The 15,988-nt window shown below is 65.4% G+C and carries 15 protein-coding genes and 1 riboswitch; of the genes, 11 read left to right on the forward strand and 4 right to left on the reverse strand.

The features are described from left to right. Positions 1-60 precede the first annotated feature (60 nt). Positions 61-1,716, forward strand: a complete 1,656-nt coding sequence (locus J2X62_RS03550) for a DNA repair helicase XPB (protein WP_027495892.1) — start codon at positions 61-63, stop codon at positions 1,714-1,716. A 40-nt stretch (positions 1,717-1,756) separates the two neighbouring features. Beyond that, the gene (locus tag J2X62_RS03555; protein WP_310177592.1) at positions 1,757-2,446 is read left to right on the forward strand and encodes a DUF3239 domain-containing protein; all 690 of its coding nucleotides are present in this window, start codon (positions 1,757-1,759) and stop codon (positions 2,444-2,446) included. Here the strand turns inward: J2X62_RS03555 and J2X62_RS03560 are convergent. Next, positions 2,427-3,413 (reverse strand): LLM class F420-dependent oxidoreductase, encoded by a 987-nt coding sequence (locus J2X62_RS03560; protein ID WP_310177594.1) that lies wholly within the window; start codon positions 3,411-3,413, stop codon positions 2,427-2,429. The two genes, J2X62_RS03555 and J2X62_RS03560, sit on opposite strands and share 20 nt — an antisense overlap. 62 nt (positions 3,414-3,475) lie before the next feature. Between J2X62_RS03560 and J2X62_RS03565 the strand changes: the two genes are divergently transcribed. Then, a complete protein-coding gene (locus tag J2X62_RS03565; protein ID WP_310177596.1) occupies positions 3,476-4,648 on the forward strand; it encodes a pyridoxal phosphate-dependent aminotransferase in 1,173 nt (390 codons plus the stop codon). Further along, positions 4,645-5,664 carry an AraC family transcriptional regulator gene (locus tag J2X62_RS03570; RefSeq protein WP_027495889.1) on the forward strand — a complete coding sequence of 340 codons (1,020 nt, stop codon included), beginning with the start codon at positions 4,645-4,647 and terminating at the stop codon, positions 5,662-5,664. The genes J2X62_RS03565 and J2X62_RS03570 overlap by 4 nt, the downstream gene beginning before the upstream one ends. Before the next feature lie 12 nt (positions 5,665-5,676). Here J2X62_RS03570 and J2X62_RS03575 read toward each other — a convergent pair whose 3' ends face one another. Beyond that, positions 5,677-6,102 carry a VOC family protein gene (locus tag J2X62_RS03575; protein WP_310177600.1) on the reverse strand — a complete coding sequence of 142 codons (426 nt, stop codon included), beginning with the start codon at positions 6,100-6,102 and terminating at the stop codon, positions 5,677-5,679. Between the two features lie 58 nt (positions 6,103-6,160). On the opposite strand from J2X62_RS03575, the gene J2X62_RS03580 reads away from it, so the two are divergent. After that, entirely contained in the window at positions 6,161-6,781 is a 621-nt protein-coding gene (locus tag J2X62_RS03580; RefSeq protein ID WP_032388870.1) for an alpha-ketoglutarate-dependent dioxygenase AlkB, read from the forward strand. A gap of 11 nt (positions 6,782-6,792) precedes the next feature. On the opposite strand, the gene J2X62_RS03585 is transcribed toward J2X62_RS03580, so the two are convergent. Then, on the reverse strand, positions 6,793-7,884 hold the full coding sequence (locus J2X62_RS03585; protein WP_204846616.1) for a 3-deoxy-7-phosphoheptulonate synthase: 1,092 nt from the start codon (positions 7,882-7,884) through the stop codon (positions 6,793-6,795). A gap of 239 nt (positions 7,885-8,123) precedes the next feature. Next, a riboswitch (cobalamin riboswitch) is annotated at positions 8,124-8,333 on the forward strand. Positions 8,334-8,462: 129 nt separating this feature from the next. Between J2X62_RS03585 and metE the strand changes: the two genes are divergently transcribed. From metE to J2X62_RS03615, 6 genes are all read left to right on the forward strand, one after another. Beyond that, positions 8,463-10,730 carry a 5-methyltetrahydropteroyltriglutamate--homocysteine S-methyltransferase gene (gene metE / locus J2X62_RS03590; protein ID WP_310177605.1) on the forward strand — a complete coding sequence of 756 codons (2,268 nt, stop codon included), beginning with the start codon at positions 8,463-8,465 and terminating at the stop codon, positions 10,728-10,730. 100 nt (positions 10,731-10,830) lie between these two features. Next, positions 10,831-11,883: an iron-siderophore ABC transporter substrate-binding protein gene (locus J2X62_RS03595; protein ID WP_222057292.1), complete on the forward strand. Its 1,053-nt coding sequence runs from the start codon at positions 10,831-10,833 to the stop codon at positions 11,881-11,883. 97 nt (positions 11,884-11,980) lie between these two features. Then, positions 11,981-12,439 carry a MarR family winged helix-turn-helix transcriptional regulator gene (locus tag J2X62_RS03600; RefSeq protein WP_032388874.1) on the forward strand — a complete coding sequence of 153 codons (459 nt, stop codon included), beginning with the start codon at positions 11,981-11,983 and terminating at the stop codon, positions 12,437-12,439. Next, positions 12,436-12,861, forward strand: coding sequence for an organic hydroperoxide resistance protein (locus tag J2X62_RS03605; RefSeq protein ID WP_222057291.1), 426 nt, complete (start codon positions 12,436-12,438; stop codon positions 12,859-12,861). The genes J2X62_RS03600 and J2X62_RS03605 overlap by 4 nt, the downstream gene beginning before the upstream one ends. A gap of 11 nt (positions 12,862-12,872) precedes the next feature. Further along, complete coding sequence (locus tag J2X62_RS03610) at positions 12,873-13,868, forward strand: NADP-dependent oxidoreductase (RefSeq protein ID WP_027495881.1); 996 nt, start codon at positions 12,873-12,875, stop codon at positions 13,866-13,868. A 92-nt stretch (positions 13,869-13,960) separates the two neighbouring features. Then, the gene (locus J2X62_RS03615; protein ID WP_310177612.1) at positions 13,961-14,875 is read left to right on the forward strand and encodes a pseudouridine synthase; all 915 of its coding nucleotides are present in this window, start codon (positions 13,961-13,963) and stop codon (positions 14,873-14,875) included. Here J2X62_RS03615 and J2X62_RS03620 read toward each other — a convergent pair. After that, positions 14,805-15,929: a hypothetical protein gene (locus J2X62_RS03620; protein WP_230593516.1), complete on the reverse strand. Its 1,125-nt coding sequence runs from the start codon at positions 15,927-15,929 to the stop codon at positions 14,805-14,807. The genes J2X62_RS03615 and J2X62_RS03620 overlap by 71 nt on opposite strands. Positions 15,930-15,988: the final 59 nt, after the last annotated feature.

The following is a 15,988-nucleotide window of genomic DNA, read 5'->3' on the forward strand; positions in this document are numbered from 1 at the left end:
CCTGTGGACAATGGAGAAGTTGCGCTCTTTCGGGCGCAGCAGAAGTCTCTAGGAGGAACCGTGACCGACGGCCCGCTGATCGTCCAGTCCGACAAAACGCTGTTGCTCGAGGTCGATCACGAACTCGCGGGCGCAGCGCGGGCGGCGATCGCACCGTTCGCCGAGCTCGAACGTGCGCCCGAGCACGTGCACACCTACCGCATCACCCCGCTGGCGCTGTGGAACGCGCGCGCTGCCGGACACGATGCCGAGCAGGTGGTCGACGCACTGGTCAACTTCTCGCGCTACGCGGTACCCCAGCCGTTGCTGGTCGACATCGTCGACACGATGGCCCGATACGGCCGGTTGCAGTTGGTCAAGAGCCCGGTCCACGGTCTGGTGCTGATCAGCCTGGACCGCGCCGTGCTCACCGAAGTGATGCGGCACAAGAAGATTGCGCCCATGCTCGGCGCGATGGTGGACGAGGACACGGTCATCGTGCATCCGAGCGAACGCGGCCACGTCAAGCAGATGTTGCTCAAGATCGGCTGGCCCGCCGAGGACCTCGCCGGCTACGTCGACGGCGAAGCGCACCCGATCGAGCTCGATACCGAGGGTGGCAAGTGGACGCTGCGCGACTACCAGGAGATGGCCGCGGATTCGTTCTGGGCCGGCGGCTCCGGCGTCGTCGTGCTGCCGTGTGGTGCGGGTAAGACCATGGTCGGTGCGGCGGCGATGGCCAGAGCCAAGGCCACCACGCTGATCCTGGTCACCAACACCGTCGCCGGCAGGCAGTGGAAGCGCGAGCTCATCGCTCGCACGTCGCTCACCGAGGAGGAAATCGGCGAGTATTCGGGCGAGCGCAAAGAGATCCGCCCTGTGACAATCGCCACGTACCAGGTCATCACCCGTCGAACCAAGGGTGAGTACAAGCACCTGGAGCTGTTCGATTCCCGCGACTGGGGATTGGTGATCTACGACGAGGTACACCTGCTTCCCGCACCGGTGTTCCGCATGACAGCCGACCTGCAGTCACGGCGTCGACTCGGCTTGACGGCCACGCTCGTCCGCGAGGACGGACGCGAGGGCGACGTCTTCTCGCTGATCGGCCCGAAGCGCTACGACGCGCCCTGGAAGGACATCGAGGCGCAGGGGTGGATCGCACCGGCCGAGTGCATCGAGGTGCGCGTCACTCTCACCGACGCCGAACGCATGTCGTACGCGGTCGCCGAACCCGAGGAGCGCTACAAGCTCTGCTCGACGGCGCACACCAAGATCGCCGTCGTGAAGTCCATTCTGGCGAAACACCAAGACGCTCCGACGTTGGTGATCGGCGCGTACCTCGATCAGCTGAACGAACTCGGTGAAGCCCTGAACGCGCCGGTGATCCAGGGCTCGACCAAGAACAAGGAACGAGAGGTGCTGTTCGACGCCTTCCGCAAGGGTGAGATCCAGACTCTGGTGGTGAGCAAGGTGGCGAACTTCTCGATCGACCTTCCCGAAGCGTCGGTGGCAGTCCAGGTTTCGGGAACGTTCGGCTCCCGGCAGGAAGAAGCCCAGCGACTGGGCCGATTGCTTCGGCCGAAACACGACGGTGGTCAGGCGCACTTCTACTCGGTGGTCTCGCGCGACACCCTGGACGCCGAATACGCCGCGCACCGGCAGCGGTTCCTTGCCGAACAGGGCTACGCGTACCGCATCACCGACGCCGACGACCTGCTCGGCCCGGCAATCTGACGCTTCGTGTCGGGATCGGCGGCATGCTAGGAATAGCAGTGTGCGCCGATTCGAGTTCCCCGTAGACGTAGCCCACGCGAAGTCGGTCAACGAGACGTTCACCGAACTTCGCCGGCTGCGGATGTCCGCGGCGCTCACGGCAGCGGTCCTGCTGGCACTGGGGATCTGGTTCTTCTGGATCGCGACGCCGTGGTCGTACATCCTCGGCGGCGTGTTCTGCATCGGGGCGGCGACGTCCCTGTGGGTCATGGTGTGGGCACCGAAGAAGATGGGGTCCATCGAATCGCTCTACACCCGGGGCGATCTGGTTCCGGCGGTGGTGGCCGAGACGATGCCGAGCGGCGCGACGTTGCTGTCGCTGGTCGATGTCGCGAAACCAGGAGTCGACGAGCCGCACTACGTCCTGATCACGCGCGTCGTCCGTGCGCTGCCCGGCCACGCCGTCGAACGCGGTGCCGAGGTGCCTGCGGTGTCGGTGCTCGCCGATCGCGGCCGTAACACCGGTGGACGCACCTGGCAGCTGGTGTCGGCGATGCCGATCGCCTGGGGCACCACCGACGCGGACGTCCTGGCGCGCGCCGCCGCCGAGATCACCGAGGGCGAATGGGCACTGCTGCACGCCAACATCGGCCTGTCGGAGAAGGTACGCAAGGCCAAGAACCAGCAGCTGCTCGTGGACCCCGCCGATCTGCCCGAGGACCTGACGCGGCCTACAGAAGAGCCGGGATGACCTCGCGCTCGAAGAGTTCGATGCCGGAGCGGTCGTAGGCAGCTTCGGGGAAGTAGAAGATTCCGTACGTCATGCCCTGCTGCTGCAGTTCGGTGAGGTTCTCGACGATCTGCTCGGGTGTTCCGACGGCGGGCATTCCGCGGTATGCGCCCAATGCCTCGTGTGCCTTCTCGGCTCCGACGTGTTCGGTCAGTCGAGCCTCGAGAGCGCGTAGCCGCTCCTGCACCTCGGCCTCCGTGGAGCCGATGGCCACGTTGTAGTTGGCCGAGCGGACGATGGCGTCGAAGTCCGTGCCGACGGTTGCGCAATGATCGCGCAGCAGAGCCGATTTGGCGGCGAATCCGGTAGGGGTTCCATCGAAGTTGGTGTAGTTCGCGTATTTCGCTGCGATCTTCAGTGTCACTCTTTCGCCGCCACCGGCGATCCACAGTGGGATGCCGCCCTCCTGCAGGGGCAGTGGGCGCACCACGGCACCGTCGATCTCGTAGTGCTTGCCGTCGAGATACACCTCGCCGGTGGTCCACGCTTGTTTGAAGATCTGCACGCCCTCGTCGAGGCGGCCCAATCGTTCACCGGCAGAGGGAAATCCGTAGCCGTAGGCGCGGAACTCGTGCTCGTGCCAACCGCCGCCGATACCCATCTCGACCCGACCGCCGGAGATGATGTCCACTGTCGCAGCAACTTTCGCCATATAGGCGGGGTTGCGATAGGACATCGCCGTGCACATCTGACCCAGTCGGATACGCGAGGTGGACGCGGCGAGTGCGGACATCAGCGACCAGGCCTCGTGCGTCGCCTCGTCCGTCGCGACGGGAACGGTGTGGAAGTGGTCGTAGACCCACAGTGATTCCCACGGTCCGGCTTCGGCGGCAACGGCATGCTCGCGCAGCACACTCCACTGCTGGGCCGGATCGATCCCGACCAGATCCAGCCGCCAACCCTGAGGCACGAACATTCCGAATCGCATGACAGGCACAGTACAGACGCAGGCCCGACGCTCGCGCCGACTGTGTGAACTACGCTGCAGGAATGTCCGAGATGTTGCCGTCGCGCACAGTGACCCGGTTGCGCCCGTTCGCATCGACCATTTTCGCCGAGATGACCGCACTCGCGGTGGCGAAGAACGCCGTCAATCTGGGGCAGGGATTCCCGGACACGGACGGACCGTCGGCCATGCTCGAGGCCGCGCGGGACGCCATCGCGAACGGCCTCAACCAGTACTCCCCCGGCCCGGGAATGCCGGTCCTGCGCGCAGCCATCTCCGACGACCGGCACGCCCGGTTCGGACTTCGGTACGACCCCGATTCGCAGGTTCTCGTGACCGTGGGTGCCACCGAGGCCATCTCGGCGACGCTGCTCGGCTTGATCGAGCCGGGCGACGACGTGCTGTTGATCGAGCCGTTCTACGACTCCTATGCGGCCGCTGTGGCGTTGGCCGGAGCCACTCGCACGGCCGTTCCCCTGGTCACCGACGGCAACGGATGGACCGTCGACACCGACGCCCTCGAACGGGCCGTGAGCCCACGAACGCGCATGCTGATCGTCAACTCGCCGCACAATCCCACCGGCACCGTGTTCGATCGCGAGACGGTGATCCGTATCTCCGAGATCGCGATCGCCCACGACCTGCTCGTGCTCACCGACGAGGTGTACGAGCATCTGATCTTCGACGACGGTGTGCACACCCCGATCGCGACGCTGCCGGGCATGTTCGAGCGAACCGTCACCGTGTCCAGTGCCGCGAAGACGTTCAACGCCACCGGCTGGAAAACCGGGTGGGCGCTCGGACCGAAAGAGCTGATCGATGCGGTGCGCGCCGCCAAGCAGTTCATGAGCTTCGTCGGCGGTACCCCGTTCCAGCCCGCCGTCGCGTACGCACTCGGTCACGAGCAGGCGTGGATCGCCGCCATGCGCGACGGTCTGCAGCGCAAGCGAGACACGCTGTCCGCGGCATTGACCGAGGCGGGTGCGGACGTCAAGCACAGTGCCGGAACGTATTTCGTGTGCGCCGATATCGCACCGATCGGCCGCGGTGATGCGTACGAGTTCTGTCGCACCCTGCCCGATCTCGTGGGCGTCGCCGCGGTACCGGTGACTGCCTTCGTCGACGAGCCTGCGCCGTGGAATTCGTTGGTGCGCTTCGCTTTCTGCAAGCAGGACCACGTGCTCGCCGATGCCGCCGAGAGGTTACGGCGATTGTGACTGCGCAACCGACGATTCCGGCGTACTTCGTCAGGCAAGCCGTCGACCTCGCGGCCAACGGCGGAGTGGACCTGACGTACCCGTTGTCGATGGCCGGGATCGGAACCACCATTCTCGACGACCCGGCGGAGCGGCTCACCACCCGACAGGTCACCGCGTTCACCCAGGCCGTCTGGGCAATGACCGGCGACGAACTCTTCGGACTCGCCGCAGTTCCCGTGCGGCGCGGCAGTTTTCGGGTGGTATGTCAGACGTTGATACACACGGAAAATCTGTGGGCAGCGCTGATTCGAATGTCCGAGACCATGCGCGTGCTCATTCCGGTGAAACCGATGACGCTGGATCGAACCGAGCAGTCGACGGTCCTGACGGTGCACGTCGAAGCCACGACCGATCTCAGCCCCGAAGCGAACGAGCTCGCCGAGCGATTGCTGACCGACTTCCTGTTGATTCTGCTGCATCGGTTCGCGGCGTGGCTGATCGGTAACCGGGTCAAACTCCTGTCGGTTCAGTTGCCCTATGCACTGCCCGGGCCCGAGGCCGGGAAGATGTACGACACCATATTCGGAACTCATGTGCAGTTCGGATCCGACCGCGCCGCACTGGAATTCGACACCGCGCTCATGCGCGCCCCGATAGTGCAGACCGAGGCGACACTGGCCGAGTACCTCGCGGAGTCACCCAACCTGCTGTTCTCGTCGAGGGACTACGACAGCACTGCGTCGAGTCAGGTCCGAAGGGCCCTGGAGACCGGATTCAGAGGCGGTACGCCGGCTACCGAAGAGATTGCGGCCATGCTCAACATCAGCCCGCCGCATCTGCGCCGCGTCCTTCGCCAGGAAGGCACTTCCATCAATCAGCTCCGCGAGGAGGTTCTGCGCGACGCTGCCATCTCGGGGTTGAGCCGGGGCGACAGCGTGGACGACATCTCGGCCCGCCTGGGCTTCTCCGAACCGAGCGCATTCCGCCGAGCCTTCAAGCGCTGGACCGGGCAAACTCCCGGCGCGTATCGATAGAGCTCGGCGCGATCAGCTGACGCAGAACTCGTTGCCCTCGGGATCGGTCATGGTGATCCAGGTGCTGGGCCCTTGCTGCCCGCGATGCAGTACCGACGCGCCTCGACCTTCGAGTTCGGTCACCACCGCCTCGCGTCCGTCACCGACGCGAACGTCGAGATGGAATCGGTTCTTCACGGACTTCGATTCGGGTACCGCCTGAAACAGCACCCGCGGGGTGCCAGGAGATTCCGGATCGGTGATGCCCTGGCCTGCTCGCCACACCAGAACGCCGTCGAACACGGTTGTGTCCTCCTCTCGGGCGTGGCCAGCCGCAACCATCTCGCGAATGAACTCCTCGTTGCTGGGTTCGACCTGCCAGCCGAGAGTCTGTGCCCACCATGCCGCGAGCGCATGCGGGTCGACACTGTCCACGACGACCTGAAATCGGTAACCCATGCGAGAACGATACCGCCGGGAGCTGGTAATGGGAACACCTGTTCGATACAGTCGAGTCATGTCGCTCGCGATGCAAGGTTCGCTGTTCGGTGACGACGACGGCGGCGTCGGGTCGCTGCAGTCCGTCACCCGCCGCGAGCTGACGCTCGGTGCCTGGGTCGATGTGCGGCCGGGCTGGTTGTCCGACAGCGATCTCTTCGATTCGCTGGTCACCGACGTCGACTGGCGCGCCGAACGTAGGCAGATGTACGACCGCGTGGTCGATGTGCCGCGCCTGGTTCGGTACTACGCCGAGCGGGAGCACTGGCCGCATGCGGCACTGTACGAGGCCCGCGATGCACTGGACGACCACTACCGAAGCGAGCTCGGGGAGTCGTTCGCCACCGCGGGACTGTGTTACTACCGCGACGGGTCCGACAGCGTCGCCTGGCACGGCGACAACATCGGCCGCAGCGCCACCGAGGACACGATGGTGGCGATCGTATCCCTTGGTGCGACAAGACAACTCATGCTCCGTCCCCGCGGCGGCGGGACCTCTCTGAAATTCAGCCTCGGTCACGGCGACCTGGTGGTGATGGGCGGGTCCTGTCAACGGACCTGGGAGCATGCAATTCCCAAATCGACCCGCGCGGTCGGCCCACGCATCAGCGTGCAATTTCGACCGCGCGGGGTTCGCTAGCGTACGTCGCGTCAGCGCGCGGCGTTCGCGGCCCGCCGCGTCTCGACGGCCGCCGCGAGAGTGGCCAATTGCGTTGCCGTCGTGTCCCAGTCGAGGCATGCATCGGTGATGGACTGGCCGTACACGAGCTCGTCGCGGTGGCCGAGTTCGAGGTCCTGACGCCCCGCGACGAGGAAGCTCTCGAGCATCAGCCCGACAGTTCCGTGCTCGCCGGCCGCGACCCTGGCGGCCACGTCGGTGACGACGTCCACCTGCTTGTTGTGATCCTTGCGGCTGTTGCCGTGGCTGGCATCGATGACGACTCGCTCCGGCAGACCCGACTTACGCAGGCGAGCAACGGTATCGGCCACGGACTCGGCGTCGTAGTTCGGTCCGTCGACGCCGCCGCGCAGGATGACATGGCAATCGGGGTTTCCGACGGTCCTGATCAAAGCCGCCTTGCCGTCGAGATCGGTTCCGGGGAAGACGTGGCTCGCCGCGGCGGCGCGGGTTCCGTCCACGGCGACCTGAATGTCACCTTCGGTCGAGTTCTTGATGCCGACCGGCATCGACAAGGCGCTGCACAGCTGCCGGTGCACCTGGCTGGCTGCGGTCCGTGCTCCGATGGCACCGTAGCTGACCAGGTCCGCAATGTACTGCGGGGTGATCGGGTCGAGGAATTCGCAGCCGACGGGCAGGCCGAGCGCCGAGATGTCCAGCAGCAGCTGGCGTCCCACTCGAAGACCTTCGTTGATATCGAAGCTGCCGTCGAGGTGCGGATCGTTGATCAGACCCTTCCAGCCGAGCGTCGTCCGCGGCTTCTCGAAGTAGACCCGCATGACGATGTGCAGTCGATCGCCCAGCTCGGCTGCCGTGGCGGCGAGGCGTCGGGCGTAATCGAGGGCAGCGTCGGTGTCGTGCACCGAACACGGGCCGACCACGACGATCAGTCGGTCGTCACGGCCGTCGAGAATGTCGACGACACCGGAGCGTCCGGTACGAACACTCGCCGAGATCGCGTCGTCCACCGCGTGCTCGCGGCGTACGACCGACGGAGCGACCAGCGGACTGATGCTGATCGTGCGCTGATCGTCGAGTGACGGGGTGTCGAGGGAGAGCGTCATGAGAGGGTTTCCTGTTCCCAGGCCGGCTCCGCATGCTCCACGCGCACTTCGAGCCGGTCTGTATCCGGCTCGTGGGGTGGAGGGTCAGCGCATGGCGTCGCTGGCTGACCCACCCGGGGCCGGCCTGCTAAACCAGAAATACGTGCGCTGCATGAAGAGCACCGTAACAGACTCTCCCGCGATGCATCTATGCTCGTCCCTGCAGTCGGTTCGCCAGGTGGTCATGAGGAGCCCCGAAGTTCACCTCGGCGTCGAGCGGTGCGTGCAGTCACGGCGCATCGCGAGAGGGAACCCGGTGAGAATCCGGGACTGTCCCGCAGCGGTATGCAGGAACGACCGCCGTCATCACGCACTGAAGAAGCCTCTTCGGGAAGCGACGGCCAGTAGGAGTGGGCTCTTCGTCCGCGCGCCTGCAAGTCCGAATACCTGCCCTCTGTGCTGTGCACGCCGTGTGCAGCGGTTCACCGCCTCGTGGAATGGGCGCGTAAGCCTGGTACGGCTGTGGTCAGGGCTCACCGGGATCTGCGCGCCCGTGAAGACGGTGCACCACCCACGTGTAGTCACCCTGGAGATCAACTGTGAACAACGATTTCACTGCCACCGTGCTCGGTTCGGCTCGCATCGGACCCAACCGAGAACTGAAGAAAGCCGTCGAATCCTATTGGGCCGGAAAGCTCGACGCCGAGACCCTCGAATCGGTCGCGAAGAATCTTCGCGAGAACGACTGGCGCACACTCGCAGCCGGGCTCGATTCCGTTCCCGTGAACACCTTTTCGTACTACGACCAGATGCTCGACACTGCGGCCCTCCTCGGAGCGTTGCCACCGCGAGTCGAGGCGGTCGAAGGTGAACTCGATCGGTACTTCGCCGCCGCCCGCGGCACCGAGACCATCGTCCCGCTCGAAATGACCAAATGGTTCGACACCAATTACCACTACCTCGTGCCCGAGATCTCGCCGGAGACCACGTTCTCCCTGCACCCGGACAAGGTGCTCGGCGAGGTGAACGAGGCTCGTGCACTCGGGATCCCGGCACGTCCGGTGATCATCGGACCGGTCACCTTCCTGTTGCTGTCCAAGTCCGTCGGCTCCTCCGATTCGCTGCTGGGACGGGTGGACGAACTGATACCGCTTTACGACCGTCTGCTCGAACTCCTCGCCGCAGCCGGAGCCGAGTGGGTCCAGATCGACGAACCGGCGCTGGTGCGCGATCTCGACGACGAGACCGTCGCAGCGGCGACCCGATGCTTCGAGCAACTCGCAGCCTCGCAGACCCGCCCGGCCATTCTGCTGGCGTCCTACTTCGGCGACCTGGGCGACGCGCTGCCCGCAGTGGCGTCCACCGGGATCGAGGGCCTGGCCGTCGATCTGACCGTTCCTGGTGTGGCCGAGCAACTTGCAGCTACTCGCGCTACCTCGACGATGCTCGTCGTGGCCGGCGTCGTCGACGGACGCAATGTCTGGCGCACCGATCTCGACGCCGCGCTCGAGACACTGTACGAGGTCGGCAGACATGCGCGCGCAGTGGCGGTGTCGTCGTCGTGCTCGCTGCTCCACGTTCCCTATTCGTTGGACGCCGAACCTCAGCTCGAACCGACACTGCGGTCGTGGCTGGCGTTCGGGAACGAGAAGATCACCGAGGTCTCGGTGCTCGCGCGCGCACTCCAGGGCGGAACAGCCGGGGAAACCGATCGATTCGTGTCGGACCGATTCGAGTCGGCCCGCGCGGCTCTGGATTCGCGGAGACACGATGCACGACTGCACGATCCGACAATCCGTGCGCGTGTGAACAGCGCTGCCGGCCGTGACCGCAGCCCAGGAGACGTCCGCCGCGTCGTGCAGGCCGAGCATCTCTCGCTCCCTGTTCTGCCGACGACGACCATCGGCTCCTTCCCACAGACGAGCACGATCCGCCGCGCGCGGGCGGCGCTGCGCAGCGGCACCGTCGACGAGCCGGAGTACGTGCGGCAGATGCGCGCGGAGATCGCCGATGTCGTTGCACTGCAGGAGCGTCTGGGGTTGGACGTGCTCGTCCACGGCGAGCCCGAACGAAACGACATGGTGCAGTACTTCGCCGAGCAACTCGACGGTTTCGTCGTGACCGCCAACGGCTGGGTGCAGTCGTACGGGTCACGGTGCGTGCGACCACCGATCCTGTACGGCGACGTCTCCCGCCCGGCACCGATGACGGTGGAATGGGCGACGTACGCGCAGTCACTGACCGACAAACCGGTCAAGGGCATGCTGACCGGTCCGGTGACCATTCTCGCGTGGTCGTTCGTCCGAGACGACATCCCGGCGGCCGAGTCGGCAGCTCAGATCGCCTCGGCGATTCGAGACGAGACGATCGACCTGGAGTCGGCGGGGATCCGCATCGTCCAGGTGGACGAGCCCGCGCTCCGCGAACTGCTACCGCTGCGCTCGAAAGACACTGCAGCGTATCTGGATTGGGCCGTCCGCTCGTTCCGGATCGCGACGTCCGGCGTCGACGACGCGACACAGACCCACACGCACCTGTGCTACTCCGAGTTCGGTGAGGTCATCGACGCCATCGTCGCCCTGGACGCCGACGTGACGTCCATCGAGGCCGCACGCTCGCGCATGGAGGTGCTCGACGACCTCACTGCGGTCGGCTTCGCACTCGACGTGGGACCCGGTGTCTACGACATCCATTCGCCGCGAGTTCCGACGGTTGCCGAGATCACCGAGTCGCTCCGCGCGGCGGCCGAGGCAGTTCCCCTCGAACGGCTCTGGGTCAATCCGGACTGCGGACTGAAGACACGAGGCCCGGCCGAGGTCGAGCAGTCGTTGAGAAACATGGTCCTGGCCGCGGCAGCGCTGCGCTGACCCCATGTGAGCGGAACTTCGACCCCTGCTACGAAGTTCCGCTCACGTGGTCGCCAGGCTAGGGTTACCTATCCATGCCCGCTCGGTGAAAGAGATCGAAGTGAAACGTCTGCTCGTCGTCACTGCCCTCGTCGCAGTCGCAGCTCTGACCACCGTCGCGTGCGGCGACAGCGGCGGGCAGACACCGAGCACCGCCACCCCTCCCACCTCCAGCACCGACGCCGCATCGGACGCTCCGGGCCCCACCGGCATTCCCGACGGGATGGGTTCGGGTGCCGCCGACGGCGAGTTCCCGCGCACCGTCGGGCATTTCGGCGGATCCACCGACATCCCCGCCGAGCCGAAGAAGATCGTGGTGATCGCCACCGGCCAGCTCGACGCCGCATTGACCCTGGGCGTGATCCCCACCGGTGCGGCCTACGGCGACGGTGCCGATCTGGTGCCCGACTACATCAGCTTCTCGTTCCCCCAGTACGCGGACCAACTGACGCAGATGGCAGATCTGGGCAACCGCCAGAGCGTCGACATCGAGGCCGTCGCCGCCGCCGAACCCGACCTCATCCTGGCCAACAAGACCGGCTCGGAAGACATCTATCCGACCCTGTCGGCCATCGCGCCGACCGTATTGACCGAGGGCACCGGCGTGAACTGGAAGCAGGATTTCCTTCTTCTCGCGGATGCGCTGGGACGCACCGAGCAGGCGCAGGGGTTCCTGGACACATTCGCGTCCGACGCTCGCGCACTGGGTGATTCGGTCTCCAACGGCGGCGGATCCGGGGGCGCTCCGACGGTGTCGTTCGTCCGCTTCACCGCAGACCGGGCACGCGTGTTCGGCGTCGCGTCGTTCGCGGGATTCATCGCCTCGGACGCCGGTCTGGCGCGTCCGCCCAGCCAGCAATTCGACAAGACCTCGCAGGACTTCAGCGAGGAAGAGATCCAGTTGGCGAACGCCGACTGGGTATTCGTCTCCAGCCAGGACGCGGAAGCCGATTCGAGCGCTGCGTCGTACACCACCAATCCACTGTGGACCGGGATGAGCGCGGCAACGCAGAACCACATCGTGCGCGTCGACGACGACCCGTGGTACCTCAACGCCGGCCCCACGGCGGCGACCATCGTGCTCGACGGCCTGAAAAACGCTCTGCAGAGCTGATCCCCATGTGAGTGACACTTCGTAGCAGGCTACGAAGTTCCACTCACATCGGGCGGATAGGTTGCGCACAACTTAACCGTGCGCTACCGTTCTTCTCGTGACCAACGAACTCGCACTCGATCGTCAGGTGTGCTTCGCGCTGTACTCCGCTTCGCGGGCTACCACCGCGGTGTATCGCCCGATGCTCGACAAGTTGGGCGTCACGTACCCGCAGTACCTGGTTCTGCTGGTGCTGTGGGAGAAGGACGGGCGCGGCGTCAAGGACATCTGTGCCGAACTCGACCTCGACACCGGCACGCTCTCGCCGATGCTCAAGCGACTCGAAGGTCTCGGTTTCATCGAGCGTCGACGACTGAGCACCGACGAACGCCGCGTCGAGATCCACCTCACCGAGACCGGTGGCGCCATGCGCGCGAAGGCACTCGACCTCCCCCGCAAGCTGGCCGAGAAGACCGGCATGGGAGTCGACGATCTCGTCAGGCTCAAGGAATCGCTCGACGCATTGACGAGCGCTCTCCATCACACCGATTCGCGCACGACAGAAGGAGAATCATGAAGACCATCTACACCGCAGAGGCACTCGCCACCGGCGAAGGCCGTAACGGCCACGCCCGCACCTCCGACGGACGTCTCGACCTCGATCTCGCCATCCCGGAGGCCATGGGCGGCAGCGGAAACGGCACCAACCCCGAGCAGCTGTTCGCAGCCGGCTACGCCGCGTGCTTCCACTCCGCACTGCAGATGGTGGCGCGTCAGGACACGGCCGACGTCACCGACTCGGCTGTCGGCGCTCGTGTCGACATCGGCCCCAACGACGCAGGCGGCTTCCAGCTCGCAGTCACCCTCGAGGTGACTCTGCCGAACCTGAGCCGCGAGAACGCCCAGGCCCTGGCCGACAAGGCCCATCAGGTCTGCCCGTACTCCAACGCCACCCGCGGCAACATCGACGTCACCGTCACCGTCACCGAAGACGAGTAAGAGGAAACACCATGAAGGCACACGAAATTCACCTCGCGTCCCGCCCAGAAGGCTGGCCGACCGAAGACAACTTTCGCGCGGAGGTCATCGACCTCCCCGAACTGCAGGACGGGCAGATCCTCGTTCGCAACATCGTGATGTCGGTCGATCCGTACATGCGTGGTCGGATGAACGACGTGAAGTCGTACGTCCCGCCGTTCCAGCTCGATGCGCCGCTCGACGGCGGTGCCGTCGGCGAGGTCGTCGAATCCAAGGCCGACGGTTTCGCAGTCGGCGACGCTGTTGTGCACGGCAAGGGATGGCGCGATCTCGCCATCGTCCCGGCACAGGGAGCCAGCAAGGTCGACCTCGGCGCAGCCAAGGCATCGGCATACCTGAGCGCACTCGGAATGACCGGCACCACAGCGTATGCGGGCCTGACGGCCGTGGCGTCGTTCCAGAAGGGCGACGTCGTGTTCGTCTCCGGCGCCGCCGGAGCCGTCGGCTCGCTCGTCGGACAGATCGCCAAGGCGCTCGGCGCATCTCGCGTCATCGGTAGCGCCGGATCCCCCGCCAAGGTTGCTCGCTTGCTCGAGCTCGGGTTCGACGCGGCATTCGACTACCACGACGGCCCTGTCGCCGAACAGCTCCGACAGGCAGCTCCCGACGGCATCGACGTGTACTTCGACAACGTCGGCGGTGACCATCTCGAAGCTGCTATCGGGTCGATGAACAAGCACGGCCGAATTGCCATGTGCGGAGCCATCGCTCAGTACAACTCGACCGAACCGACCCCGGCCCCGCGCAACCTCGCCCTCGCCATCGGCAAGGAGCTGACGTTGAAGGGATTCATCGTCGGCTCGTACGCGCACCTCACCGAGGAATTCCGCGCGAAGATGACGGATTGGCTCGCCAGCGGCGCAATCGAATTCGACGAAACGATCGTCGAAGGCCTCGACAATGCCCCGGCCGCCTTCATCGGACTGATGAAGGGCGAGAACACCGGCAAGATGGTCGTCACCATCTAGGTCGGGCCGGCACGGCGCGTCACCGCAGTCCACACCCCGGTCGGGAATTCCGACCGGGGTGTTTCCATGCGTGCACCGATTACAGTCGTTGCATGCCTGCCGCCCCACTTCCGTTGCGCGACGGCCTCGACCCCACCAGGGTGCGGATGCCCGACGTCGCGACCGGCGCAACGGTGCTCGAATATCTGTGTGCCCGCTTCCCGCAGGATGCGGCCAGGCTGACCGAGAAGGTGTCCGGCGGGGAGGTCGTCGATACAGCGGGCGTACCGATCGACCCGTCGACGATCGCCGGCCCGCGTGCGGACATCTACCTCTACCGTGACCCACCGGTGGAATCGGCCGTGCCGTTCTCCCTCGATGTGCTGCACCGCGACGAGAACCTGCTCGTGGTGGACAAGCCGCACTTCCTCGCCACGACGCCGCGAGGCGCGTACATCGCACGCTCGGCGTTGGTTCTGCTGCGACGACAATTCGATCTCCCCGAGTTGAGCCCTGCTCACCGACTGGATCGACTCACCGCGGGTGTCCTGGTGTTCACCGTGCAGCGGCAGGCGCGCCGGCCGTATCAGGAGATGTTCGCTCAGCGCACGGTCACCAAGCAGTACGAGGCAATTGCCCCACTGTCCCAGAATGTCGACTTCCCACTGACAGTGCACAGTCGAATCGTCAAGGAACGCGGCGTTCTTCAGGCACGGGAGGTACCGGGCGAGCCCAATGCCGAGACACGCATCGAACTGGTCGACACTCTCGGGTCGTACGGTCGATATCGGCTGCACCCGCGCACCGGGAAGACGCATCAACTTCGGGTTCATCTGTGCTCGTTGGGAATCCCGATCGTGGGCGACAACTTCTATCCGTCGTTCCGCGAGGTCGCCGACGACGACTACTCCGATCCGCTCCGCCTACTGGCTCGCTCCATCGAGTTCGTCGATCCGCTCAGCGGCGTGGTTCGACGGTTCGAGAGCAATCGGAGTCTCGATCCTCCTGCAGCGCAACCGATTCCGTAGTACCCGCTATTTCGTCGGCTCGGACGGTGATGCGGTGCGAGATGACCGCGAGCGCGAACAGACCGACCGCTACATTTCCCAGCGCAGCGAACCCCTCCTGGGCGAAATCCACGAGCGCGTTGAGCAACGTGAACACCAGTGCGGACACGCGGAGAGTGCGCAACGGCCACACGGGACCGTCCGTTCGCAACCGCAGCATCGCCGGCAGCGCCGTGGCGAAAGTGATGCAGGCACTGACGAACAGGATGCCGCTGGCGATGCCCATCCTGTCGACGTCGATCGTCAGGTCTCGGCGATCGATGAGCAGGTCACCCAGGACGAGCTCGACGATCCCGAACACGACTCCCGCCCCGGAGATCAGGACCAGTCCCCAGCCGACGACGGGAACCCAACGGGGACTGGTGAAGAACGCGGGAATCAGCCGTGGAACGAACTGGCGCATCGAGTGGGTACGCGATGTCGACCGGCGGCAGGTGCCGAGCAACAATCTGATTCCGGCTACGGTGTCCGGGTCGGCTCCGTCCGACTCCGCTCGCGCAACCATCCGCAGCGCCCAGTCGCGCCGATGCTCGGGAAGACCGTGCGCGACGCCATCGGCGGCGATCGCGGCCGCATTCGCCAGCGACTCGTCCCGCGAGGGCCTGCGGAACTCCCGCACGATCCTGCTGAACACCAACAGCAGCACCACCAGGACGTACATGATCTCCGACGACGGGCCGTAGAAGTAATCGTTGTCCTTGGTGACGAACTTGCCGACCTCGTCGAGAAACAACCCGAACCCGATTCCGCCGAGCACCACGGTGAAGACCCGAACGCCGAACCCGATGAACATCCACCCGATCAGCAGAGCCAGCATCATCGCCGCCCCGCCGTACAGGGCGTGCGCGATGTGCAGCGACTTGCCACCGACCTGCGGGTAATGAGTGAGCTCCAAATACGCCCTGGTGACCAGAATCGTGGCAATGGCCACCACCATGAAGGCCTCGGACGCGGAACTGCCGTAGGCATCGCGGACCACGCCGGTACGTTGCGGGTGCCCCGGACGAGCGATCATGAACCGAGTATGAGCTTCCCGCCGTCGCCTCCGGGCTGTTTTCGCCTCTGCATTCCCGC

Source organism: Rhodococcus sp. 3258 (assembly GCF_031456475.1).
Taxonomy (GTDB): domain Bacteria; phylum Actinomycetota; class Actinomycetes; order Mycobacteriales; family Mycobacteriaceae; genus Rhodococcoides; species Rhodococcoides fascians.